The following is a 25242-nucleotide window of genomic DNA, read 5'->3' as shown; positions in this document are numbered from 1 at the left end:
ATATTATGAATATGCCTAGGAAAAATCTAGATATATCATTAATAGAAGATGACAAAAGTGACTTAACATTTTTTAATATAGATGAAGAAGATGGTGACGAGACTCTTAAAGCATTAAAGCAAAGTTACGTTACTACTAATTATAAAGAAGAGACAATACTTAATTTACAAAACTCCTTAAGTAGTAAGCCTGATGAAACATCAAAGGAACTAAAACTGGAGTCTTATAAAAGATATAATAATGCATTAGACCTAGCATATAAAAACTACATAACTAGTGCGATAAATATGGTTGAAAAGGCATTGGAGATAAATCCTAAGGATATAGATATACTAAATCTAAAGGGATTACTAAAGCTATTAAAATGTGATTTCTCGAAAGCTTTTGAAAGTTTTTATACGGGATTATGCTATGGAAATAATGAAATGTCTAGAATTTATGTTGATAGATTATCCTCTGAAGAATTTAAAACATTCTTAGCAAGATATAACCATTCAATTAGATTTATAAATGAAGAGTTAAACCAAGAATCTATTCATATATTAGATAACATTATTGAAGAAGACCCTGATTTAATAGAACCTTATGTAATACTATCATTGTTATATGATAAATTAGGTAATATGAAAAAGAAGCAAGTTTATTTAGATAGACTTAGGGAGGTCGACAGAGATAATGAATTATTTGAAAATAATATTAAATCTGAAGATAGCAAAGAAGAAGATACTAAAGAAAAGAAAGCAAGTACAAAACCAAATAAAAAGAATATAATACCTTATATTGCTATATTGGTTTTATTACTAGGTACGGGTGGATACTTTATCCATAGTAAAAATAAAATAGATAAATTAAACTCTCAACTTAGTAGTAAAGAAGAGACGTTAAATAAAACTGATAAAGAATTAGGGCAAGCAAATCAGAAACTTAATGAAACTAGCACAGAATTAAATAACATAAAAAAAGAAGATGAAAAATCAGAAGTAGTAGTTGCGGACGAGGAAACTCTATACAACGAAGCTATTAAGCTTAAAAAAGCTGGGCAACCAGAAAAAGCTATGGAGAATTTTAAGAAGATAGTAGATTCAGGTAAAACTATGAAGTATATATCAGAGTCTATATACCAATTAGCTATAATAAATGAAAGCTTAGAAAGTAATGAAGAGGCTATTAAATATTATAAGAAGTATATAAATACTTATACTGCTAAAAATCAATATTACGATGATGCCTTCTATCAATTAGGTATGTTATATTACAAGATGGGTGATTTAGAAAACGCAAAATCTACGTTCTATGGACTTAGAAGTGAAGACCCAGACAGTATGTACAACAACTCTAAGGTAAAAGAGATATTAAAAGAGAAATAAATTATTTATAAAAAAGAGCTTATCTCAAACGTAAAAGTTTGGGACAGGCTCTTTTTATATTGTTAAGAAGCTAATTTTATTTACCTGTAATATAAATAATAAATAATTAAATTACCTATACAAAGTATAAAAAGAAAAAATTGGCAATAAAATATAATAATGATGCTGTTTATTATTATATAGGAGGTTTAGGTATTATGGAAAAAGACTTATTTCTTCCTGTGCTTAAGGATGGAAAGTATGGCTTTATTGATAAAGATAAAAATATTATAATAAGTCCAAGATTCAAGTACGTATCTGAACGGTTTAGAGATGGTTATTGCGTAGTAACATATATAAAAAAGATAAGAAAATCGCAAAGATGGGTATTTGGCTATATCGATAAAAAAGGAGATATACAGATATTTTTGCATTTAGAAAGTGCATCTGATTTTAATGAAGGTTTGTCTAGAATAAAAATAGATAACAAGTATGGATACTTAGACACATCTTTAATGGAAGTTATAAAGCCGAGATTTGACTCGGCAGCTAACTTTAAAGAGGGCGTTGCTGGCATTAAAATAAGTAAGAGATGGGGATATATAAATAAAAATGGAGAGATAATAATAGACCCAAAATATACTTATGTAAATCAATTCTGTGAGGAGAGAGCATTAGTTGAATTAAAGAATAAATATGGCTATATAAATAAAAATGGAGATGATATTATCTCTCCTCAATTTGATATAGCGTCAGATTTCTCAGAAGGCCTAGCGGCTATACGCGTGGATGATAAGTGGGGATATATCGATAAGGATGGCAATTTAAAGATAGATTTTATGTTTGACAGAGCCAAGTCATTTTGTGAAGGGTTAGCATCTATATGTATTGATGGAAAATGGGGATATATAGATAGAAAGGGTAGCGTAGTTATAGATCCTATATTTGACTATGCATGTGACTTTAAAGAAGGATTAGCGCGTTTTAATATGGGTTCCAATGCACTTAGTAGGGGGATTAGTTTACCTAAAGGTGGAGTATGGGGATTTCTAAATAAATTAGGTGAGATAGAAATAATACCAACCTTTGACTCTATATCTGACTTTGAGGATGGATATGCTCAAGTTATAGAAGGTAGCAATAACAACTATATAGATAGAAATGGAAAGCTTATCCTATAATTAAAATTTGAAAAATAGACACTGTAGTAGTAATATATAGATTAGCAGAGAGAAAAAAGATCGTATAATCTTATTTATCTTGAAAATAATCTTAGGAGGAGAAAAATGAAAATATTTAATCAGCTAGCTCTAATACTTGGTATATGGGCAATAGGAGAATACATAAGTTCATTTATAGGGGATATAATAGCAGTTCCTGGAAGTATAATAGGTATGATATTATTATTTATACTTTTGCAGTTGAAAATTTTAAAATTAGATAATATAAAAGAGGTAAGCAACTTCTTTTTAGATAACATGGCTATATTTTTTATACCAGCAGGAGTATCTCTTATAAATTCATTATCTATAATAAGAGATAACATATTTATTCTTATAGTAGAAATAGCATTAAGTACAGTGATGGTAATGTACATTACAGGAATTGTAGTAGAAAAAATGATAAAAAGAAAGACTGAGGAAAATTAATATGTACAATGTTTTAGACACTCAAATATTTGGCGTAATAGTAACTGTACTATTTTTTAATTTAGGAATTTATCTTCAAAGGAAAACTAAAAACCCAATACTTAATCCATTGTTAGTTGCTATTATAGGAATAATATTGTTTTTGAAGGTAACAAACATACCTTATGAAAGTTATAAGATAGGATCAGATACTATAAACTTCTTTTTAGGTCCTGTCACTGTTATATTAGCTGTTCCGTTTTATAAGCAATTTGACTTATTCAAGAAATACTTTAAAGAAATAATTATAGGAATCGGATGTGGTGTTGTAGTATCATTTGTTTCTATAATTATAATTGGTAATTTTACTAATGCAGATTTAGCTATAGTAAACTCATTATTGCCTAAATCAATAACGACTCCAATGGGATTATCACTAACGAATACTTTAAATGGTATAGAAGCTATAACTGTAGTAGCAATAATCCTGACAGGGATATTGGGTGCTATAGTAGCTCCTATTGTATTTAAGATAGGTAAGATAAAACATCCTATAGCAAAAGGGATAGCTCTAGGAACGTCTGCCCATGCTTTAGGAACTACTAAAGCATTAGAACTTGGAGAGGTAGAAGGAGCTATGAGCGGACTATCTATTGGTATATCAGGTATACTTACGGTAGTATTAGTACCAATAATAATTGCTTTTGTATAGAAAAAGATTAAATTTTAATTTTATTTATGAATAAAAATTTGAAATATATGTAATATGAAAATCAATATATGAATACTGTTATAATAAAAAAATCATTTTATAATTAAAATGATTTTTTATTATTGCATAAATATAAGTAAATAACTTAATATAAATATAAAATAAGTATCTCATATAGTATTGTATTTATATCAAAATGCAGGAAACTAAATATATACATCATATACTGAAAAATATAAAAACATATTAATCATATTATTACACTTATAAAGTATTTCTTTAAGATTTGTATAAAAAATACACTAGACATATTAAAAAAAGGTAATATAATATATGATGTACTGTAAGACATAAAGTTTCCTATCGCTAATAAGTTTGATATGTTAAAATTTCTTAATTGTAAAAACATAAATGGAGGAGATAATAAATTTATAGATTTTACAAAAGTTAAATGACCCCAATGATACACTTAAAAAGATAGGAATATTTTATTAGCAAAAATATTTACACAATATTAAAAGTGTATAACAGTTTGAAGGGAGAAAAAAATGAGTAAAGTAAACACCGCCCTACAAGATAATTTGTTCCTAAGATATTCAGTAATAATATTAGGAATGATTATATCTTGTATAGGGATTAACGGTTTTTTAAGACCCGCACATTTATTAAGTGGCGGAGTTACAGGTATGTCAACAGCAATAAACTTTTTAACAGATATAAATATGGGTTTATTAACGTTTTTAATAAACATACCTATATTTATTTTGGGATTTATTTATCTTGAAAAAGAGTTTTGTATCATTAGTTTAATCAATATGATAATATTCTCTGTACTGCTAGGGATTACGCAAAATATAGGAAATATCATACCTCTAAAAGATATACTACTTCAAAGTGTATATGGTGGGATTTTAGCTGGGGCTGGGATAGGTCTTGTATTTAAAACGAAATCATCAATGGGAGGCACTGATATAATAGCTGCCATTCTTAAAATTAAGAAAAACATAGAAATGAAGGATACTACACTTTCTATAAATTTCTTAATTGTAGCAATAGGTGCGGTATTATTTGGACTTGATTTAGCATTATATACTTTAATAGCAATGTTTATAAATGCAAGTGCAATGAACCTTGTAAAAGATGCAATGAATTCTCAAAAATCTGTAATGGTTATATCTAAAGAAAGTGACTTAATAGCAAAAAATATTATGCAGGATCTAGTAAGAGGAGTTACGTTTTTAGAAGCTGAGGGAGCTTATACTCATGAAAAAAAGAAAATAATATACTGTATAGTTGCTACAAATGAGATTCCTAAGATAAAGGAAATAGCACTAAAGTATGATAAAAAATCATTTATTTCTGTAAATGATGTAACTGAAGTAAAAGGAAGAGGATTTAAAGAAAAATACTTATAATAATTAAAAAAAATAGTATAAAATATTTAAATTTCCATAAAATATATATTAAGAGGGTAAACTGACTCTCTACCAAACTCTAGAGTGAAAATAATTAATATCGGATTCTAGTATACATAGAGTATATTAGAGATAGCAATAAAGTTTTTCTGTTAAGTAAATCATATTAGAACGGAGCTTATAAGCTATTTTGATGTAATCGGGTATGTTATATAAGATAAAGTATTCTGCTTTTGTAGGATACTTTATTTTTTTTGATAATATATAGAAAATCATGCTAGATTTAATATATAATAAATCTGATAGTAAAGATGTAATTCTACTGTAAGCGGAGGAAGTAAAGATGAACTTAGTTAAAGAGCATGATCAAGTTTATAAAGAATATTTAAATTTTATAAATGAAACTATAAAGGACGTTAAGTCTATAAGAAGAACAAAAAAATTTATATTAAAAAAAGAAGATGTTGCTACAGAAAAAGAAATCTCACAAATAGAAGGAGATTCTAGTGTGGCTGAAGAAATAGAAGAATCTGAAATAAAACAAAAGAGAGCTTCAAGTAAGATATATAATTTTTCAAATGGGGATGTATACATAGGTAAAATGGTTGATGGAAATATGGATGGAACTGGTATATATACGTTCTCAACAGAAGAAGGCACTATGGAGTACGTAGGAGACTTTAAAGATGATATGAAACATGGTAAAGGTATATTTACATTTTCAAATGGTAATTCTTATGCTGGTGGATTTGAGAATGACTTAATGAATGGAATAGGAAAGATGATATATAGTAGTAAAGATGAATACATAGGGAATTGGAAAGATGGTCAAAAGAATGGTGTTGGCATATACATATGGGAAGAAGGTAGTGTATATGTTGGAGAATTTAGAAATAGTAAAATGGAAGGCTATGGAACTTGCTATAATAAAGAAGGTAAGATAATCTATGAAGGTGAGTGGAAAAATAACTTGGTTCATGGAAAGGGGACTTACACATGGCAAGAAGGCAAGATTTATACAGGGGACTTTTTACATGGTAAAAAGCATGGAACTGGTACTTTTTACTTAAATAACGAATTGGTATATGATGGTACTTGGAAGTTTGATAAACCATCAATTTGTAATAGAAGTTTAGATGAATTATTTTCTTCAAAGTTTTAGCTTTATCTATAATTAGATAAAGCTTTATTTTTTATACGACAAGAAAATATATTTTCTAACTTATAGTTATATAATAATTCAAGTAATGCTAAATCCTGTATAGATAGTATGAAATTACAAATCTATAATTTCTAAATTTAATGTATAAATAATGTAAAAAAATACCATAAATATAAAATAAGAAATTATTAAGGATGTGATATATTGAAAAAATTAGTAGCTATATTAATAGTTGTATTTGCTGTATTTTTCTATAAAAGTGAGATAAGCGATGGAATAAACAAGATAAAAGATGAATTATTTGAAGAACAGATAGAAACTCAGACATTGTCTAGTGAAGAAATAAAAAATATAAGTATAGATAATTTTAAAACTCTAAGGATAGGGGATAGTATAGATTCTGTAAAATCTAAAATTGGAAACCCAAGTAGGATTGACGATAGTGAGTATAGCTTTGAATGGTATGTATATAATCAAATTGCAGAAAAGTTTGCTATGGTAGGAATAGAAGATAACAAGGTGGTAGCTCTTTATAGTAATTCTTTGGATTCTTCAGAACTTGGAGATATAAAAATAAATAATTATAGAACCTCTGTAATAGAAGTATACGAGCCACTAGAATACAAGAAAAAAGGGAATACTAGGTACATAATAGATTCTGATAACCAATATGATGTAATAAATATTGATAACAAGTATATAACCGTATTTTATGATAAATATGATGATTACAAAATATGTTCTTATCAAGTTATAAGTGAAAAGGCAGAAGATAGCCTAAATGGAATATATGCAAAAGAAAGTGAAAGCCTTAGAGAAAGTTTTGAATTACAAGTAATAGATTTGACTAATAGTGTAAGGGCGCAAAGAAATTTAAACATCTTAAAATTTAATGAACAAGCAAAAACAAGTTCTAGAAAACACAGCAAAGATATGAATGATAGAGATTTTTTTGATCATGTAAATAAAGATGATGAAAGTCCATTTGTAAGAATGAAAAAAGAAGGAATCGAATATATAGGAGCTGGAGAAAATATTGCTGCAGGGCAAACTAGTGCAATATATGCTCATGAAGCATGGATGAATTCAGAAGGACATAGAAAAAATATTTTAGGGGATTATAAGTATATAGGAGTGGGTGTAGATTTTGGTGGATCTTATAGTACCTACTATACACAAAACTTTTTTATGTAGCTAAAATATTGAAAGGAAGTACAGACATGATTAGAAAAAGCCAAAAGACAATAATAGGTATAATACTTACACTAGCTATGTTTTTAAACTACGGTATTGGTGTTTATGGTTTGGATGATGAAGAAGTATTTATAAAAAATGGACCAAGAGATAAGAAGTTAATAGCTCTCACTTTTGATGATGGACCACATCCAAAAGAAACCAATGAAGTATTAGATGTACTTAAAAAGTATAATGCAAAAGCAACATTCTTTATAGCAGGGAAACATGCAAATTGGTATTCTAAACCACTTATAAGAGCAAGTGAAGAAGGGCACGAAATTGGAAATCATACATTTAGTCACCCTGATATAAGTAATTTAAGCTCATCACAAATTGAGACAGAAATAGTAAACTGTGAAGAGATATTAATGAAATTAACAGGTAAGAAACCAACTTTATTTAGACCACCATATGGAAGTTATAAAAGAGAAGAACTAAGCAAAATCGCAAAAGCTCATGGATACAAAATAGTATTATGGAACTCCATAGATGTAAGGGATTGGCAAAATCCACCGGCTTCTGAAATTGCAAATAAGATAAGCACTAAAGCTAAGAATGGAGATATTATACTTCTTCACGATTATGCTACTAACAATACTGTAGAGGCTATGAATATATTTATTCCTGAAATGATTGAAAAGGGATTTGAATTTGTAACAGTATCAGAGTTGATTGGAAACTAAAAAGTATAATTTAATATAAATTTAATCTTTTAATTGGCAAAAAGTATAAACAATTTTCATATATATTAATATTATAATAATAAGACTATCTTGAAAAGGATTGATTAAATGTATAATAAAATATATGAAAAAAAAGAGTTTATAATTTTCCAAGTGAAAGAAGGTTATGTAGCTTATAATACTAAAAAAAGTTTTCAAGAGGGTCATACGCATCTAAGACATTTTGATGCAGCTAAGACAGCTATTGATTTAGTCCTTAATAAAAAAGTACCGAAAAGTACAGATGGGTATTATCTTGCTAGTCTCATAAGGTTAAGTGAAGATGATTTCTATATTAATAAAATCAACGAATTACTAACTACAAGAAAAAGAAAAGGAAAAAAAGAGAAGTATTACAATTCTGGTTGTAAGTTGGCAAAAAGGAGCTGTTAGCTCCTTTTTGATGTGTTAAGTTTACCCTTCATAAATATTTGATTTGTTAATATAATCAAAGTCTAAGTATTTATTACTGTATACTAAATAACTAGTAATACCTTGCATATCGTATTCTTTAAGTTTTTTAATAGCCTCTTTTTCTGATAGAGGAGGTGATATAGACTTAGTATCTGATCTAATAATTACGTATCTATTCATGTTAAAACCTCCAAGTTAAATTTAATATTATTTTTTACTAACCTATTAAGAATATACTTATTACTTATGTCTAAATATCATCAAGACAGTCTATGTTGACACAGATTTCTAATAAAATATATAATTAATCATATATAATAACACAAATTTATTTTATATCTCAAAATAAAATGATTTTTGCAAACTATATAGAATATATAAAATGTATAAAAAGAATTTTAGGAGGCTATTATTTATGATCCTTATGATAGACAATTATGACTCATTTGTTTACAACCTTGTACAATATATTGGTGAGCTAGGTGAAGAAGTAGTTGTAAAAAGAAACGATGAAATAAACATTACAGATATTGAAAAAATGAATCCAGAAATAATAGTATTATCTCCAGGACCATGTTCTCCAACTGAGTCGGGGATATGTCTAGATGTAGTAGATAATTTTAAGGGAAAAAAGCCAATACTTGGTATATGCTTAGGTCACCAAACAATAGGACATGCCTTTGGAGGGAAAGTAGTAAGAGCAAATAAACCGGTGCATGGTAAGGTTCATAGTATTAATCACATAGATAAGGGTGTATTTAAGGGGCTTAATAACCCGTTAAATGTAACTAGATACCATTCTTTAGTTGTGGATAATTATAGTTTGCCTGATGAGTTAGAAGTTACTGCACTTACTAAAGAAGGTGAAATAATGGGACTAAGACATAAAGATTACCTTATAGAAGGGGTACAATTCCACCCAGAAGCTATTTTATCAGAACAAGGTCATGATATACTTAGAAACTTTATAAAAAGAGCGAGAGAGGGAGTAAATATATAATATGATTAAAGAAATATATACTAAATTAAATTCCTTTGAGATTTTCACTATATTTAAAGATGAGAATAATAGCTTTATACTAGATAGTGCTATGGATGCAAAAAAATTAGGGCGCTATTCTTTTATAAGTAGTAATCCATTTAAAGTATTAAAATATAAAGAAAGTGATGAGAATCCTTTAGATAAATTAAAATTTGAACTTGAACAATATAAGGTTAATAATGATAGTGATCTTCCTTTTATAGGAGGGGCAGTAGGCTATTTATCTTATGACCTAGGAAACTATATTGAAAAGCTTCCAAGGACTGCTATAGATGATACTGATGTATATGATTTATACTTTGGATTATATAATTATGTAGTGGTAGTAGACCACTTAGAAAATAAAACTTATATAGCAACTCCTGGAATAAATGATGATGAGGAAAAAAATGTATTATCGATTGTAGAATCTAAAATTAAGCTTGCTGAGGAAAATGGAATAGATTCTATTTGTTATGAAGAAAAAGAAGTAAAGCCTGTAAAATTATCATCAAACTTTACTAAGGATGAATTTAAAAACTCTGTCAATAAAGTTAGAGATTATATAAAGCAAGGGGATATATATCAAGCAAATTTAACTCAGAGATTTACTGGAGAAACAAACCTTTCTAGCTATGAGCTTTATAGGGATTTAAGAAGGTTCAGTCCCGCACCTTTTGGAGCATTTTTAAACTTTGATGGTGTACACGTATTATCTAACTCACCAGAGAGATTTATAAAATGTATAGATAGAAAAATAGAGGCAAGGCCTATAAAGGGAACAAGACCAAGAGGTAAGACAAAAGAAGAAGATCTAAGGCTACAAGAAGAGTTGAAAAATAGCGAAAAGGATAAAGCTGAGTTACTGATGATAGTAGATTTAGAGAGAAATGATATTGGAAGAATATCAAAAATAGGAAGCGTTAAGGTTCCTGAATTATTTGTGATTGAGCCTTATACAAATGTAAATCATTTAGTAGCAACAGTAGTAGGAGAGCTACAAGATAATAAGGATAGCATAGATGTCATAAAAGCTACTTTCCCAGGTGGATCTATAACAGGCGCTCCAAAGATAAGAGCAATGGAAATAATTGATGAATTAGAACCAACTCAAAGAAATGTATATACAGGTTCAATTGGATATATTGGATTTGATGGTGATATGGACTTAAATATAGCAATCAGAACTATTGTAAAAAAAGAACAAAAAGTGCATTTCCAAGTTGGAGGAGGTATGACTTGGGATTCAGACCCATCTGAAGAATACCAAGAGACTTTAGATAAAGCACAATCTATTATGAGGGCTCTAAGAGGTTATTATGAAGAGTAAAGTATCTTTTGAGAGTGGATTATGTAAATTTGGTATGGGTGTATTTGAAACTATCAGAGTTGATGAAAAACCTATAGAATTAGATTTACATATGAATAGAATATATAACTCAATAAAAGAATTAAAATTAAATATAGACTACGATAAAGATTATTTAAGTAATCAAGTATTAGGCTATATTAAAGATAATAATATTAAAAATAAAGCATTAAGATTGACTGTGTTTGATGAAGGATTTAATATCTCAACTAGAGATATTGTATATAATAATGATTCTTATGAAAAAGGATTTAAATTAACTATATCACCTATAAAAAGAGGAGATAGTGTGCTTTATAGACATAAGACTACCAATTACTTTGAAAATATTTATACCAAAAACCACGCTAGCAATCTTGGATTTGATGATGGTATATTTTTAGATATGAACGGTAAAATACTAGAGTGTTCAATGAGTAATATATTTTTCATAAAAGATAATAAAGTATATACTCCAACATCTGAACTACCAATACTAAAAGGTACTATGAGGAGAAGGATTATAGACATTTGCGAAGAATTAGATACAGAGATAATAGAGAAAAAAATAGAAATATCAGAAATAAAGGATTTTGACTTTGTGTTTATAAGCAATAGTTTGATGAAGGTTATGAAGGTTGTTAAAATTGATAAAGTAGCCTATGAAAAAGAAAATGAAATATTTAACAATATCTGCAAATTTATTTAATTATATCCCGCATAGGAGAATTAAAAATGAACAATATTTATAATCTATATAATGTAGAAATAGAAAAAATAAAAAGAGATAGTACTACTCAATGCATATTCTTAGTTGGTTCAAGTAAAGATTTAAATTTGGATGATGAGGGTATAAAAGTAAATGACATAGATTTATTTGTTCTTTGTGACCAAATAGAAGATCAAGTCAGAGAAAATAAGGAAATACAAGATTTAGAATTTGATATAAGCTATTTTTCTAAAGATGGTATGAATAAATTTATAGCTAGTAAAGAGTATTTTTTCTTAAATGAAATGAAGAATGCAAAAGTAGTATATGACAAAAATGAAGTTGCAAATGGTATAATATATACTTGCAAGGAAGAATATAAAAAGGGTCCCAATAAGTTATCAAATGAAGAAAAAAAAGCGATAAAAGATGATATATACTCTAAAGTAAGTAGATTAAAAGATAGAGAAAAATTTAACAAGTTCGAATATGAGTTTTTGACGAATTTATACTTAAGGGATATAATAGTTGCATGCTTTAGCATAAATGATAAATGGATACCTAAAGATAAAAAATTAGTAAAAGAATTAGAGGTTGAAGACAAAGACATTTTCAACTTATTATTAGATGTCAATAAATCTTATAATTATGAAGATTTGTTGATAGTTTGCGATTATATATTTAAAAATATAACTTACTAGCCAAGGGGGTCAAACCAATGAGTAATGTAGATAGAGATAAAATAAAAAGAGCCGTTAGAGATATATTGGAAGCTATTGGAGAAAATCCAGATAGAGAGGGTCTTATAGATACTCCAGATAGAGTAGCAAGAATGTATGAAGAGATTTTCTCAGGGATTCATGAAGACCCAAAAGATCACTTAAAGGTATTATTCCAAGATGAAAAGCATGAAGAGATGGTAGTAGTAAAAGATATATCATTTTATTCTTGTTGTGAACATCATCTAGTTCCATTCTTTGGAAAGGCTCATATAGCATATATACCGAAGGGTGGAAAGCTTACAGGACTTTCTAAGCTTGCTAGAGTAATTGAAACTTTAGCTAAAAAGCCTCAATTACAAGAGAGAATAACAAAGGATGCAGCAGATATTATAATGAAAGAGCTAGAGCCATATGGTGTAGTGGTAGTAGTAGAAGCTGAACACATGTGTATGACAATGAGAGGTGTTAAAAAACCAGGATCAAAAACTGTAACTTCAGCAGTAAGAGGAATATTTGAAAAAGATATATCTTCAAGATCAGAAGCCTTAAGTTTAATAAATATGAGATAATTTGAGGAGAGAGAATATGTTTGATTATGGTAAAAAAACTTATATAATGGGAATATTAAATGTTACTCCAGATAGCTTCTCTGATGGGGGAGATTACAGCAATGTAGATATTGCTGTAAATCATGCAAAAGAAATGGTTGAATCTGGTGCGGACATAGTAGACTTGGGTGGCGAATCAACTCGACCAGGTCACAAATATGTAGATGCAAAAGAGGAATCATCAAGAATATTACCAGTTATAAAAAGATTAAAAGAAGAGATAAATGTACCCATATCAGTAGATACATATAAATCAGAAGTAGCAGAAGCTGCTTTAAACTTAGGTGTAGAAATGATCAATGATGTATGGGGACTTAGAAAAGATAAGAATATGGCTAAAACAATAGCTAAACACAATGCATACGTGTGTATTATGCATAATCAAGATGGTACAGATTATGATAAAGATATAATGGAAAGTATAAAGGACTTTCTACAGGAAAGTATCGAACTAGGAATCGATGCTGGAATAAAGAAAGAAAAAATAGTGCTTGATCCAGGGATAGGATTTGGTAAGACTTTTGAACAAAACTTAGAAGTATTAAAAAGATTAGGTGAATTAAATGATTTAGGATATCCTATATTACTTGGAACATCTAGAAAATCTGTAATAGGAAATGTACTTAATGTTGAACCTAAGGAAAGAGTAGAAGGCACTATAGCTACTACTGTACTAGGAATAAGAGATGGTGTAGATATAGTAAGGGTACATGATGTAAAAGAAAATTTAAAGGCTGCTCAAATGGCAGATGCTATATATAGAGGGTAGGTTTGAAAGATGGATAAAATATTATTAAGTAACTTAGGATTTTATGGATACCATGGAGTATTAAAGGAAGAAGCAGTACTTGGACAAAAGTTCTTTATAGATATGGAACTTTATTTAGATACAAAAGAAGCTGGTGTAAGCGATGATATGAACAAATCTGTTAGCTATGCAGATGTATATGAAGTTGCTAAATTTATTGTTCAAGAGAAAAGATTTAATCTTATAGAAGCTTTAGCTGAAGATATATGTAAAGAAGTATTAGAAAAATTTGAACTTATAAATGGATTAATGGTGAGAGTTAGAAAGCCAGAAGCGCCTGTAAATGGTATATATGACTACTTTGGAGTTGAAATAAGGAGAAGTAGAGATGAATAAAGCTTACTTAGGTATAGGAACTAATATGGGTGACAGACTAAATAATTTAAAATGTGCCTGTGAAATACTAAATGATAATGATTCTATAACAATAAGTAAAAAGTCAAAATTATATGAAACTAAAGCTTGGGGCTATACTGAACAAGATGATTTCCTAAATATGTGCGTTGAGATAGAAACAACTATATCGCCTGAAGAACTTTTAATGGTATGTCAAGAAGTAGAACAAAAGCTTCATAGAGAAAGAGTAATAAGATGGGGACCAAGAACTATTGATGTTGATATATTATTTTTCAATGATATTAAACTAAAATGTGAAGACTTAGAAATACCTCATCCTAGAATTCAAGATCGTGCATTTGTACTTATTCCACTTATGGACTTAGATGAGAATCTTTCTATTGAAAATAAAAGTATAAGGTTATATCTAGAAAATTTAACAAATAAAGAAAAGTCAGAGGTAAAAGAATTTATTATTGCCTAAAAATAAAGATATCTATAAATAGAATTTTAAAAATCCTATTTATAGATATTTTTTTGTATTTTAATACATATTTTAAACTTAGTAAATAGGGGATAAAATTATGAAAATATTATAAAATATAAAAATATGAAATTTCAAAAAAAGTTTATTTTTAAGATAAAAATAGGTGTAAATACAAACCAAAAAGGAAAGATTAAACTACGAGAATGGTTGATTGAAAACCGTGATTGTCAAAATTTAAGAGTTAATATCAAAAAAATCCTTAAAATAAATAAAAAAAATAAAATATAAGAAGGATATTAACAAAAAAAGTCGAATTCTGTATAATGAACATTTGACAAATTTGCAATATAATGTAAAATAGATATGTTAACACAAAAATTGCACCAGAAGGTGATAATATGAATGATATAAAAGATGTGATTGAAGAAGTAAAAAATAGATGTGATATTGCAGCTACAATATCAGATTATATGCCGATAAAACAGTCTGGAATAAATTATAAGGGACTGTGTCCATTTCATGGTGAGAAGACACCATCATTTTATATAAACTCATCAAAACAGATTTATAAATGTTTTGGTTGTGGCGAAGGTGGAGACGTAATTAACTTCGTTATGAAAATGGAAAATTTAGATTTTATGGATGCTGTTAAATTACTTGCTGGAAAAAATGGTATAGAAATTAATACTAACATGAATGAAGAATCTAGAATAAAAATAGAAAAGTCTAAAAAATTTCAGGACATCCATGTTGAAGCAGCTAGATTTTATTTCTCTAATTTATTAAGTAGTAAAAACCTAGGGTATGAATACTTAAGAAAAAGAGGTCTTGATGATAAAATAATAAAAACATTTGGGTTAGGATTTGCAGTAGATTCTTGGAACTCCCTTATGAATTATCTAATATCAAAAGGATACAGCAAAGAAGAACTAGTAGAGTGCGGACTAATTGCACATAAAACTGAAGGCAATAAGTATTATGATAAATTTAGAAACAGAGTTATGTTTCCAATATTTGATTATAGAGGAAATGTGATTGGATTTGGTGGTAGAGTATTAGATGATTCTGTGCCAAAATATTTAAATTCACCAGATACTTTAATATTTAACAAAAGGCTAAATCTTTATGGATTGAATTTTGCTAGAAAAAATATTGTTGATAGAACAGTAGTATTAGTAGAAGGATATATGGACTTAATTTCTATATATCAATATGGAATAAAAAATGTAGTAGCTACTTTAGGTACAGCCTTGACAGAACAACAAGGACATTTGATAAAAAGATATGCAGACACTGCTATTATTTCATACGATTCAGATAATGCTGGAGTTAATGCAAGCCTTAGAGCAATGGATATATTAGTTAAGTTAGGTATAAACGTAAAGGTTTTAGACTTAAAAGACTGTAAAGATCCAGATGAATTTATAAGAAAACATGGTCTTGAGGAATTTAAAAAGGCTATGGATGCTTCAACTCACTACATAAAGTATAAAATTAATCATCTTAAAAAATCTTTTAATTTAAATAAAGATGAAGAGAGAGTGAAGTTTGCTAAGGAAGCATCTAAGATAATAAAGGAATTAAAAAGTCCAGTAGAAATAGATTACTACACTAAATACTTAAGTAGTCTTATAGATATAAGCACTGAATCTATTAAAAGAGAAGTATATGGAAAAAATTACAATAAATCTTACGATAATAAATATAAAAAATACTCAAATAAAAAAGAAACTCCAGTAATTGAAAAACCTAAAGCAATAGAAAAGGGCAAGCAATTTGTGGAAGAAACTCTTATAAAATTAATGTTAAATAGCAAAAACCTGAGACAAACAGCATTACTTAAGATAGATGAATCTAATTTCTTATTAAATGATAGTAAAGAAATTTTAAAATATATAATTAAAAATCAAGAATTGGACAAAATAACTATTGACAAAACAAATAGTTTAAACATATCCGAAGAATATATTAGAGATTTAGATTCTATATCATTAGATAGTATAAATAGTAGTGATGTCAAGAGTATAGATGAAATAATTAGAAATGTTAAGAAAAATGGACTTCAAGAAAATATGAATAGATTATTAGAAGAACAAAGATATATTGAAAATAACAAAAATAATTATGATGCGAAAGAGGTAGATGTTAAAATTATGGAAGTTGCTTTAAAAATAGTTGAGATAAGAAAAATGTTACAAAGCATATAAGAAGGGAGGTTTGAGTATGGAAAATAAAACTACTAAAAAAGAATCAAAAAGAGTAACGGCAAAATCGTTAATAGAAAAAGGTAAAAAGCAAGGATCGCTTACACTTGCTGAAATAATGGAAGCTTTTTCTGAAACTGAATTAGATAAAGATCAAGTAGAAAATCTTTATGTAACCTTAGGAAACTTAGGTATAGAAGTTACTGAAAATAAAGATGATAAGGCTGATATGAACTTCTCAACACCTGATGATGATTTAGATATGGATAATCTAGATGAAGGTACAGAAGAAGATGCTCCAAAAGAAGAGTCAATGATGGAATTAGAAGCTATCGATTTATCTTTACCTAAAGGAATAAGTATAGATGATCCTGTTAGAATGTACTTAAAAGAAATAGGAAAAATACCTCTACTTAAACCGCATGAAGAAATAGAGTTAGCAACTAGAATGCTTGCTGGAGATGAAATGGCTAAAGCTAGATTAGTTGAAGCTAACTTAAGACTTGTTGTAAGTATAGCTAAAAGATATGTAGGAAGAGGTATGCTTTTCTTAGATTTAATTCAAGAAGGAAACCTTGGTCTTATAAAGGCAGTTGAAAAGTTTGACTACACAAAAGGATTTAAGTTTAGTACTTATGCTACTTGGTGGATAAGACAAGCTATAACTCGTGCTATAGCTGACCAAGCAAGAACAATAAGAATACCAGTTCATATGGTTGAAACAATAAATAAATTAATAAGAGTATCAAGACAACTTCTTCAAGAACTAGGTAGAGATCCTAAGCCTGAAGAAATAGCTAAAGAAATGGAAATGACTGAAGATAAGGTTAGAGAAATAATGAAGATAGCTCAAGATCCTGTTTCTTTAGAAACTCCAATAGGTGAAGAAGAAGATAGTCATTTAGGAGACTTCATACCAGATGATGACGCTCCAGCACCTGCAGAAGCTGCTGCATACTCATTATTAAAAGAACAAATAGAAGATGTATTAGGTTCTTTAAATGAAAGAGAGCAAAAAGTATTAAAACTAAGATTTGGGCTTGAAGATGGAAGAGCTAGAACTCTTGAAGAAGTAGGGAAAGAGTTTGATGTTACTAGAGAAAGAATAAGACAAATAGAAGCTAAGGCTTTAAGAAAATTAAGACATCCAAGTAGATCTAAAAAACTTAGAGATTACTTAGATTAAATTATAGATAAAATAAATTCGCCTTATAAACTAAGGCGAATTTTTTACATATAGAAAAGCCATTAAGATATATGATAGAAAATTTTCATTAACTAAAATGATAATTAAATGAAATTAAAATATGAAAGGATAAATATATGAAATTAACAGATAGATTATTAAAAATAGCATCATTAGTTACTAAGGGAAAAAGAGTTGCAGATATAGGGACTGACCACGGTTATATTCCTGTTTACTTATTAAACAAGGGAGATGTACCTTTTGCAATACTTGCAGATGTAAATAAAGGACCTCTTGAAAATGCTAGAGGCGAAGTAAGATATAATAAGTTATTAGACAAAGTAGACTTAAGATTAGGGTCTGGTATAGAAGTACTTGAAAAAAATGAAGTAGATGAAATAATCATAGCGGGTATGGGTGGAATATTAATTAGTCAACTACTAGAAGCAAAGCCAGAAGTTGCTCATAGTGCAGGTAAGTTGATATTACAACCAATGCAAGCGCAAGATGAACTTAGATGCTATTTATTAAATAATGGATATGAAATATTAGATGAAGTGTTAGTTAAAGAAGATTTTAGAATTTATGAAATAATAATCACTAAGTATACAGGAAAGAATACACCAGTAGAAGATGATATATACTATGAAGTAGGTAAAAAACTTATAGAAAATAATGATGAATTGCTTAAAGAATTTATCGATAAGAAAATCTACAAATACAATGCAGTAATAGAGAAGCTTGAAGGCAAAAGCGGTGAAGGAATAGATAAGAAAAGAGAAGAAAGTAACGTAGCAATAGAAAAACTAAAAAATATTATGAAGTAGTATGATATAAAGGGGATGTTAACATGAAATTAAAAAGTCTTATAAAAAGAATTGAAAGCAAATATCCACTAAACTTAGCCTATGACTGGGATAATGTAGGTCTTTTAGTAGGAGACTTTGATAATGAAATAAAAAAAATATTAGTTACACTTGAGGCAAATGAGAGCGTAATAAATGAAGCAATAGAAAATAATATAGACCTTATCGTAACTCACCATCCATTTATATTTAGTAAAATAAATAAAATAAATACAGGTGATCTAAAAGGAAGGCTTATACATAAGCTTATTAAGCATGATATTGCACTTTATTCTATGCATACAAACTTTGATATAGCTTTTGATGGATTAAATGATTACTTTATGGAAGTTATAGGGTTTGAAAATACTAAAATACTAGAAGTAACTAATAGTGAAATTTTATATAAGTTAGCAGTATATGTTCCTACTACTCATGCAGATGTTTTGAGGAAGGCACTTGGAGATGTTGGATGTGGAAATATAGGAAACTATAGTCACTGTAGCTTTAATAGTGAAGGTTTAGGTACATTTAAGCCTTTAGAAGGTTCTAATCCATTTATAGGAAATATTAATGATATAGAACATGTAAATGAAATTAAAATAGAAACTATAGTACCACAAAGAATACTAGGTGGGGTACTAAGTACTATGCAAAAGGTACATCCTTATGAAGAGGTTGCATATGATTTGTATAAGCTTGAAAATAAGGGAAATAGCGTTGGATTAGGTAGAGTTAGTAAGTTAAATCACTCTACAACATTAGTGGAACTTTCTAATAAAATAAAAGAAAAGTTAAACATGAAACACATAAGAATAGTTGGAGACTTAGATACTAAAGTAAGTAAGGTAGCGGTAGTTACAGGTTCTGGAGCGGATATGGTGAAGAAAGCTCAAAGACAAGGTGCTGATGTAATAATAACTGGAGATGTAAAATATCATGATGCACAAGATGCCCTAGATATGGGGATGAGTATAGTTGATTGTGGTCATTTTGAGACAGAGGATATATTTAAAGATGCTATGAAGCGATTCTTAGATGGTATTGAAGATGTTCAAACGATAAAAAGTAGTGTTAATCTAAATCCTTTTAAGATTGTATAGTAAATAATAGATATTTGGAAAAGAAATAGTAACTATATTTAAATAAATTCATATAGTTATAATATGAAAACTAATGAAATATAAAAAAATAGTTGACATTTGTTGGATAATCAAATACTATTAAGTCAATAAGTTAATAAATCCTACGACAAGGAGAAGTAATTAAGTTTAGGTTCAAGATAGAGAGCTGAGGATGGTGGAATCTTAGCAAGAAGAAATTTAGTGAATGGCCCTTAGAGGAGTAAATCGAAATCATAATAATGAGAGTAGACTTTACCGTGGCTTGCACGTTATAGCAAGGCAGATATGATTGTATCTGAGTAGAGAGATGTATGAGATAAATATAGGATATATATAGTTATATTTATTTATCATATATAATTTAGGTGGCAACGCGGATAATCTCCGTCCTATTAGTTTAGGGCGGAGTTTTTTTATTGTTTAAAAATTTATAATTTACTTCAATAAAACTAAGCAAAGCTCATGTAATATCAAAAAATAATATTAAAGGTAGGTGATAAGTATGGTATGAAAGTATGAACCTGAAGACGATGGAATAAGTGATTGGAAAATAAAAAATTATATTAAAAAAATTAGGAGGAATAATTATGAAATCAAATACAAGAAAGTTAGTTTTAAATTCTCTACTTTTAGCAATGGGGCTATTACTTCATCAGCTTACACCTGCAATAGGTCTACCTATGCAACCAGATATGGCACTTATAATGTTATTTGTAATAATGGTAATAAATAAAGATGATTATAAAACTTCGCTAGTAGCAGGTATAGTAACAGGTGTATTTACTGCACTAACTACAAAATTTCCTGCAGGTCAAGTTCCAAATATATTAGATAAAATTATTACAACAAATATAGTTTATGTATTAATGTACATTATGTATAGATTCCCTGTAATAAAGAAATTAAGTAACAAGAAACAAAATTTAGTGGTATCTACGGTGATACTGCCACTTGGTACATTAATAAGTGGGACAGTTTTTTTAGGATCAGCACAAATATTAGCAGGTCTTCCTGGTTCATTTATTACATTATTTTTGGCAGCAGTAGCACCAGCCATTATAATAAATTTAGTCGTAGGATTATTCATATTTAAGGTAGTTGATATGTCAGTTAGTAGAGCTAATTATCAAAGCACTTCTAGAAATAAATAAAGTACTTGAGATTAATAGGTAGGGTAGTTGATAATAATTCAACTACCTGCCTTAATAAATAACAAGTACTTAATATAAATTATAGATTAACTAAATAGCTCAGAAAAAGAGCCGACTATACAAGCCAATAATATCAGTATAGTAGTTATTAATGATATTTTTCCAAGTGGTGTTGCAATATTTATAGTCCAACCAATGCCAAATCTTTTTTGAACCATAAAAGATGGGTCATTTGGGTTGTTATAAATACATCCCCATATCCAATATTTATCTTCATCATCAGTAGTATATGAAGATGTACTCTTAGAGTTTGGAGATTTAACAAATGACAATGATAAAAAAAGTGTGCTAAGTATCATGATAAGCATAGACAAATTCATGAACACTTTATTTAAATCAGAGCCATTAACTGTAGCAACTAAAGTGTTTGTAAGTAGCAATATTACTGAAATCATTAAAAATAAAAATGAGTACCCTACTTTATTTAAATATTTAATATTTTCAATTCTACTTTTTTCAACATTGGTTGTATCAATTTTTACTCTAGATTTTATAGAACTTATAGAAATAATAGCTACAAGTATTACCGTAAATAATTGAAGTCCAATATAATATATTAAATTAAAATAGGACTTTTCAACAAAAGAGTCAGCTTTTCCATAAGAATCCCAGTGAGTAGGAATCATATCTGGTATATCAGTATATTTTGAAAAAGTATAAACACAACCTATTAATATTATAACTATAGGTATTAAGTATAAAACTTTAAATTTCTTTAAAAGAGCATCTCTTTGACTAATAAATTTAACATCAATTATAGCTTTAGAAGATGAGTTTTGAGAACAGTTCTCTGAAGAACTTATTAATTCATTTTTTACTAATTTTGCTTCCTTATTAATTTTTACATATATGACACCTTGGTATATAATAATTGATATTATAGAAAACATAGATGCAAAATATGCCTTATCTAATACTAATATGAATATAAGAGTAATACATAATATTAATAAAAATCCTAGAGTAAGAAGTTTTTTAAATTTTTTATCTAATAACTTAAGTCGTTCGTCGTCAAGATACTTACTTTCCATACTAACCCCATAAAATATTCTTTTAGATGTAAGAGATTGCATAAAGTAAAAAACAAAAAATAAAATAAATAGGGGAGGAATTATACTTAATAAATCCATAATATTACTCATGATATTTCACCTCATAGCTATCAAATATTTTAGAACTTAATTCTAAAAACTCACCCTTACTCATTCCAGATAAATAAGACTTAGCAACTAAAAGTTCTAAATCTAACATACTTTCTTTTTTAGTATTATTTTCACCTATCATAGGTAAGCTAGCAACTATAGCTCCCTTTCTTCTATCAATATTTAAAAATCCTTCATCTTTTAGTTCATTATAAGATTTATTTACAGTATGAAGATTTACACCTATACTTTCTGCCATACTTCTAACTGAAGGTAGAGATTCATTAATTTTTAAATCTCCTTTAGCAATAGCTTTTGTTATCTCTTCTGTGATTTGGATATAAATTGACTTTTCACTATTAAAATCTAAGTTTAAGATCATTAAACCACCTCCATAATATATGTTATATATATAGTATAACATATAGCTGTTTATAATAAAACTTTAACGCAAATAAAGTTAAACCAATATGATTATAAGCAGATATTATCAAAAATATATGACATATGTTAAAAAATATACTATCATTAATATTAGGGGGGAATAGTGTGTTAAATAGTAATAGTAAAAATAAAGAATTGTATGGGCTTTTACTAGCATATTTATTTATGTTAATACTAAGTATTATATTATTTGAAGAATTTAATTTTGTATATGTATATTATATTGTATTTATAGCTGGTACAATTATTGGTATATCAAGTGTTTTGATATGTTTAGTTTGTATAGATGTGAATGAGGGGTATTTTTATAAACATTTGGCACTTACATTTGCGACTATTGGAATTATGAATATTATTTATGTATATTTAGACTCAATAAATGTACTAGGTGCTTATAATAAATCTTTATGGCTTCTTATGATTACTTGTATTATTGAAATTGTTTCAATTTATTTTTCATTTAAGTATATTAATAAATCTTTTAATATAGAAAAATCAATAATATTACGATTAACTATTATTTTAGTTACTGTATTTATAGTCTGTGGCACTAACATACTTCCTCAGATAATAGTTGATAAAGGTAATATTACACAAGATAGATTATTAGTACAATTGGTAACTCTTATTTTGTACATGTCTGTAAATTATTATGTTAAAAATAATAAATATGATTTAAATGAAAGAACTATGAGGGACTTAAGAATGTATATAAGATTAAAATCTTTAACTATATTCTCAGCTATGGTATTTGAATATATACATTTTAAAATATATCCAATACCTGTAACTACGATATACATAATTCTGGCAATATTAAGAGGGATATATTATTATTATATAGTAAAGATATGTATAACCGATATCATACAAAGACCTAATAAGGTATTATATACAAACTTAATAGAAGAAAAAAATAAGCTAAGTGAAAGTATACATAATTTAGAGCTAAAAGAATCTATGGCTAAATCTAGAAGCGAAGTATTGTCAAATATATCGCATGAATTAAAAACACCGGTAAATGTAATATATTCAGCAATACAGATGCAAAATATTAGTATCGAAAAAAATAAGACTGATGATATACAAAAATTTAATGGTATTATGAGGCAAAACTGCAATAGGTTAGTAAGACTTATAAATAATTTTATAGATTGTACTAAATTTGAAAATAATAATAGTACAGTAAGCTTAAAGTTCTTAAATATAGTTAGTCTAACAGAAAATATAACAATGTCAGTACTACCTTTTGCACAAAGTAAAAAAATAAATTTAGTATTTGATACAGAAGAAGAAGAGATGTTTTGTGAAGTAGATATTGAATTTATGGAAAGAATAATGTTTAATATATTATCTAATGCTATAAAGTACAATGTTGAAAATGGTAATATATATGTATGTACAAATAATGCAAAAGAATTTGTGGAAATTATTATAAAAGATACTGGAATAGGAATCCCTAGAAATAGAATAAAAGATATATTTAATAGATATGATAGGGTGGAATCAAAAGAAACTAGACATAAAGAGGGCACAGGAATAGGTCTTAATATTGTAAGTCAAATGGTGAATTTGTTAAATGGTCATATAGAGATAGACAGTATAGAAAATATTGGAACAACAGTAAAAGTAACTATACCCAAATCATATAAAATTGATCAAGAAGAGTATATTGAATTTAATCATGTTGGACAAAGTATAGAGTTAGAACTATCGGATATATAAATAAAGAAATGGAGATACTAATGTATCTCTATTTTTTATATAAAAAATATAATAGTAAATACAATAATATATTTGTAATACACATAAAACTAACAAAAAATGTATTTTCCTATTTGTATAATTTTTATTTAAATAATACAGATACTATAGCTATAAGATATGACAACTAGAAAGGAGAATCACAATGATAAGTTATTTTATACAAAAGAAATTAAAAGAAGAAGCAAAAGAACACAGTAGAAAAGGTATGATGATTACTACTGGTATAGTACTAGCAGGAGTAGGAAGTTTTATTGCTTATAAAGCAATAAAAAAACAAATTAATTCTGTTGAAGAAGAACTTAAATATTTAAATGATGTTGAATTAGATGAGTTTGAATATTGTGACAAGGTATATAGTTTAAATGACGAAAAAGAAAAGGAAGAAAAAGTTGATTCTGAGTTAGAAGAAAAAGTAAATGAATTTAACTCTAGAAGAATAAGCTGCGAAAATTGTAACGATGCTACTAGAGAAGAAATGCAACACTATTTAAATATTACAAGAGATAGCAAAAATCAAGTTGAAGTAGATCCAAGTAGTTATGCTGAAGGTGTATATGATAATTATGATTTTTATGAAGAAGAAAAATAGTAAGAAATTAAATAAAAATATAAAAAGCCGATTAGTATAAGTTCATGCTAATCGGT

27 protein-coding genes and 1 other annotated feature are annotated in these 25242 nt (G+C 27.7%); of the genes, 24 read left to right on the top strand and 3 right to left on the bottom strand.

Translation table 11 applies throughout. The features are described 5' to 3' along the window. The first annotated feature begins 5 nt into the window (after positions 1–5). The 9 genes from CHL78_RS01785 to CHL78_RS01745 all read left to right on the top strand — a co-directional run bounded on the left by CHL78_RS01785 (position 6) and on the right by CHL78_RS01745 (position 8614). The gene (locus tag CHL78_RS01785; RefSeq protein ID WP_243446349.1) at positions 6–1367 is read left to right on the top strand and encodes a tetratricopeptide repeat protein; all 1362 of its coding nucleotides are present in this window, start codon (positions 6–8) and stop codon (positions 1365–1367) included. A gap of 197 nt (positions 1368–1564) precedes the next feature. Continuing rightward, positions 1565–2527, top strand: coding sequence for a WG repeat-containing protein (locus CHL78_RS01780; protein ID WP_094369201.1), 963 nt, complete (start codon positions 1565–1567; stop codon positions 2525–2527). A gap of 105 nt (positions 2528–2632) precedes the next feature. Continuing rightward, complete coding sequence (locus tag CHL78_RS01775; protein WP_094369200.1) at positions 2633–2995, top strand: CidA/LrgA family protein; 363 nt, start codon at positions 2633–2635, stop codon at positions 2993–2995. A gap of 1 nt (position 2996) precedes the next feature. Next, positions 2997–3686: an LrgB family protein gene (locus CHL78_RS01770; RefSeq protein WP_094369199.1), complete on the top strand. Its 690-nt coding sequence runs from the start codon at positions 2997–2999 to the stop codon at positions 3684–3686. A 548-nt stretch (positions 3687–4234) separates the two neighbouring features. Then, a complete protein-coding gene (locus CHL78_RS01765; protein ID WP_094369198.1) occupies positions 4235–5101 on the top strand; it encodes a YitT family protein in 867 nt (288 codons plus the stop codon). 343 nt (positions 5102–5444) lie between these two features. Next, positions 5445–6263 (top strand): MORN repeat-containing protein, encoded by an 819-nt coding sequence (locus tag CHL78_RS01760; protein WP_094369197.1) that lies wholly within the window; start codon positions 5445–5447, stop codon positions 6261–6263. Between the two features lie 204 nt (positions 6264–6467). After that, a complete protein-coding gene (locus CHL78_RS01755; RefSeq protein ID WP_094369196.1) occupies positions 6468–7457 on the top strand; it encodes a CAP domain-containing protein in 990 nt (329 codons plus the stop codon). Positions 7458–7483: 26 nt separating this feature from the next. Then, positions 7484–8182, top strand: coding sequence for a polysaccharide deacetylase family protein (locus CHL78_RS01750; protein ID WP_094369195.1), 699 nt, complete (start codon positions 7484–7486; stop codon positions 8180–8182). A gap of 108 nt (positions 8183–8290) precedes the next feature. Next, positions 8291–8614 (top strand): hypothetical protein, encoded by a 324-nt coding sequence (locus CHL78_RS01745; RefSeq protein WP_094369194.1) that lies wholly within the window; start codon positions 8291–8293, stop codon positions 8612–8614. Positions 8615–8635: 21 nt separating this feature from the next. On the opposite strand, the gene CHL78_RS01740 is transcribed toward CHL78_RS01745, so the two are convergent. Beyond that, positions 8636–8815, bottom strand: a complete 180-nt coding sequence (locus CHL78_RS01740; protein WP_094369193.1) for a hypothetical protein — start codon at positions 8813–8815, stop codon at positions 8636–8638. Positions 8816–9050: 235 nt separating this feature from the next. Between CHL78_RS01740 and CHL78_RS01735 the strand changes: the two genes are divergently transcribed. The 13 genes from CHL78_RS01735 to CHL78_RS01675 all read left to right on the top strand — a co-directional run bounded on the left by CHL78_RS01735 (position 9051) and on the right by CHL78_RS01675 (position 21184). Next, a complete protein-coding gene (locus CHL78_RS01735; RefSeq protein WP_094369192.1) occupies positions 9051–9635 on the top strand; it encodes an anthranilate synthase component II in 585 nt (194 codons plus the stop codon). Position 9636: 1 nt separating this feature from the next. Then, entirely contained in the window at positions 9637–10986 is a 1350-nt protein-coding gene (pabB, locus tag CHL78_RS01730) for an aminodeoxychorismate synthase component I (protein WP_199533969.1), read from the top strand. Next, positions 10976–11713 (top strand): aminotransferase class IV, encoded by a 738-nt coding sequence (locus CHL78_RS01725; protein ID WP_094366063.1) that lies wholly within the window; start codon positions 10976–10978, stop codon positions 11711–11713. The genes pabB and CHL78_RS01725 overlap by 11 nt, the downstream gene beginning before the upstream one ends. A 26-nt stretch (positions 11714–11739) precedes the next feature. Further along, on the top strand, positions 11740–12414 hold the full coding sequence (locus tag CHL78_RS01720; RefSeq protein WP_094366061.1) for a hypothetical protein: 675 nt from the start codon (positions 11740–11742) through the stop codon (positions 12412–12414). A gap of 17 nt (positions 12415–12431) precedes the next feature. Continuing rightward, positions 12432–13004 carry a GTP cyclohydrolase I FolE gene (folE, locus tag CHL78_RS01715; RefSeq protein WP_094366059.1) on the top strand — a complete coding sequence of 191 codons (573 nt, stop codon included), beginning with the start codon at positions 12432–12434 and terminating at the stop codon, positions 13002–13004. Between the two features lie 16 nt (positions 13005–13020). Continuing rightward, positions 13021–13812: a dihydropteroate synthase gene (folP, locus tag CHL78_RS01710; protein WP_094366057.1), complete on the top strand. Its 792-nt coding sequence runs from the start codon at positions 13021–13023 to the stop codon at positions 13810–13812. Between the two features lie 9 nt (positions 13813–13821). Then, entirely contained in the window at positions 13822–14187 is a 366-nt protein-coding gene (gene folB / locus CHL78_RS01705) for a dihydroneopterin aldolase (protein WP_094366055.1), read from the top strand. Then, a complete protein-coding gene (gene folK, locus CHL78_RS01700; protein ID WP_094366052.1) occupies positions 14180–14671 on the top strand; it encodes a 2-amino-4-hydroxy-6-hydroxymethyldihydropteridine diphosphokinase in 492 nt (163 codons plus the stop codon). The genes folB and folK overlap by 8 nt, the downstream gene beginning before the upstream one ends. Before the next feature lie 401 nt (positions 14672–15072). Beyond that, the gene (gene dnaG, locus CHL78_RS01695) at positions 15073–16881 is read left to right on the top strand and encodes a DNA primase (RefSeq protein ID WP_094366050.1); all 1809 of its coding nucleotides are present in this window, start codon (positions 15073–15075) and stop codon (positions 16879–16881) included. 16 nt (positions 16882–16897) lie between these two features. Further along, entirely contained in the window at positions 16898–18064 is a 1167-nt protein-coding gene (gene rpoD, locus CHL78_RS01690) for an RNA polymerase sigma factor RpoD (RefSeq protein ID WP_199533968.1), read from the top strand. A gap of 137 nt (positions 18065–18201) precedes the next feature. After that, complete coding sequence (locus CHL78_RS01685) at positions 18202–18891, top strand: tRNA (adenine(22)-N(1))-methyltransferase (RefSeq protein ID WP_094366046.1); 690 nt, start codon at positions 18202–18204, stop codon at positions 18889–18891. Positions 18892–18914: 23 nt separating this feature from the next. Continuing rightward, positions 18915–20012 (top strand): Nif3-like dinuclear metal center hexameric protein, encoded by a 1098-nt coding sequence (locus CHL78_RS01680; RefSeq protein WP_094366044.1) that lies wholly within the window; start codon positions 18915–18917, stop codon positions 20010–20012. A gap of 136 nt (positions 20013–20148) precedes the next feature. Then, positions 20149–20428: a binding site (T-box leader), on the top strand. A gap of 192 nt (positions 20429–20620) precedes the next feature. Further along, positions 20621–21184, top strand: a complete 564-nt coding sequence (locus CHL78_RS01675) for a tryptophan transporter (RefSeq protein ID WP_094366042.1) — start codon at positions 20621–20623, stop codon at positions 21182–21184. 86 nt (positions 21185–21270) lie between these two features. On the opposite strand, the gene CHL78_RS01670 is transcribed toward CHL78_RS01675, so the two are convergent. Then, positions 21271–22275, bottom strand: coding sequence for a DUF5808 domain-containing protein (locus CHL78_RS01670; protein WP_158540615.1), 1005 nt, complete (start codon positions 22273–22275; stop codon positions 21271–21273). Positions 22276–22378: 103 nt separating this feature from the next. Beyond that, positions 22379–22768, bottom strand: a complete 390-nt coding sequence (locus CHL78_RS01665; protein ID WP_094366038.1) for a GntR family transcriptional regulator — start codon at positions 22766–22768, stop codon at positions 22379–22381. 167 nt (positions 22769–22935) lie between these two features. On the opposite strand from CHL78_RS01665, the gene CHL78_RS01660 reads away from it, so the two are divergent. Together CHL78_RS01660 and CHL78_RS01655 are read left to right on the top strand one after the other, a co-directional pair. Then, positions 22936–24555 (top strand): sensor histidine kinase, encoded by a 1620-nt coding sequence (locus CHL78_RS01660; protein ID WP_158540614.1) that lies wholly within the window; start codon positions 22936–22938, stop codon positions 24553–24555. Between the two features lie 184 nt (positions 24556–24739). After that, positions 24740–25186, top strand: coding sequence for an SPX domain-containing protein (locus CHL78_RS01655; protein WP_094366034.1), 447 nt, complete (start codon positions 24740–24742; stop codon positions 25184–25186). Positions 25187–25242: the final 56 nt, after the last annotated feature.

This window comes from Romboutsia weinsteinii (assembly GCF_002250835.2).
In the GTDB taxonomy this organism is placed as follows: domain Bacteria; phylum Bacillota; class Clostridia; order Peptostreptococcales; family Peptostreptococcaceae; genus Romboutsia_A; species Romboutsia_A weinsteinii.
The sequence above is the reverse complement of the archived record's forward strand: the minus strand, read 5'-3'. Positions and strand labels throughout refer to the sequence as shown.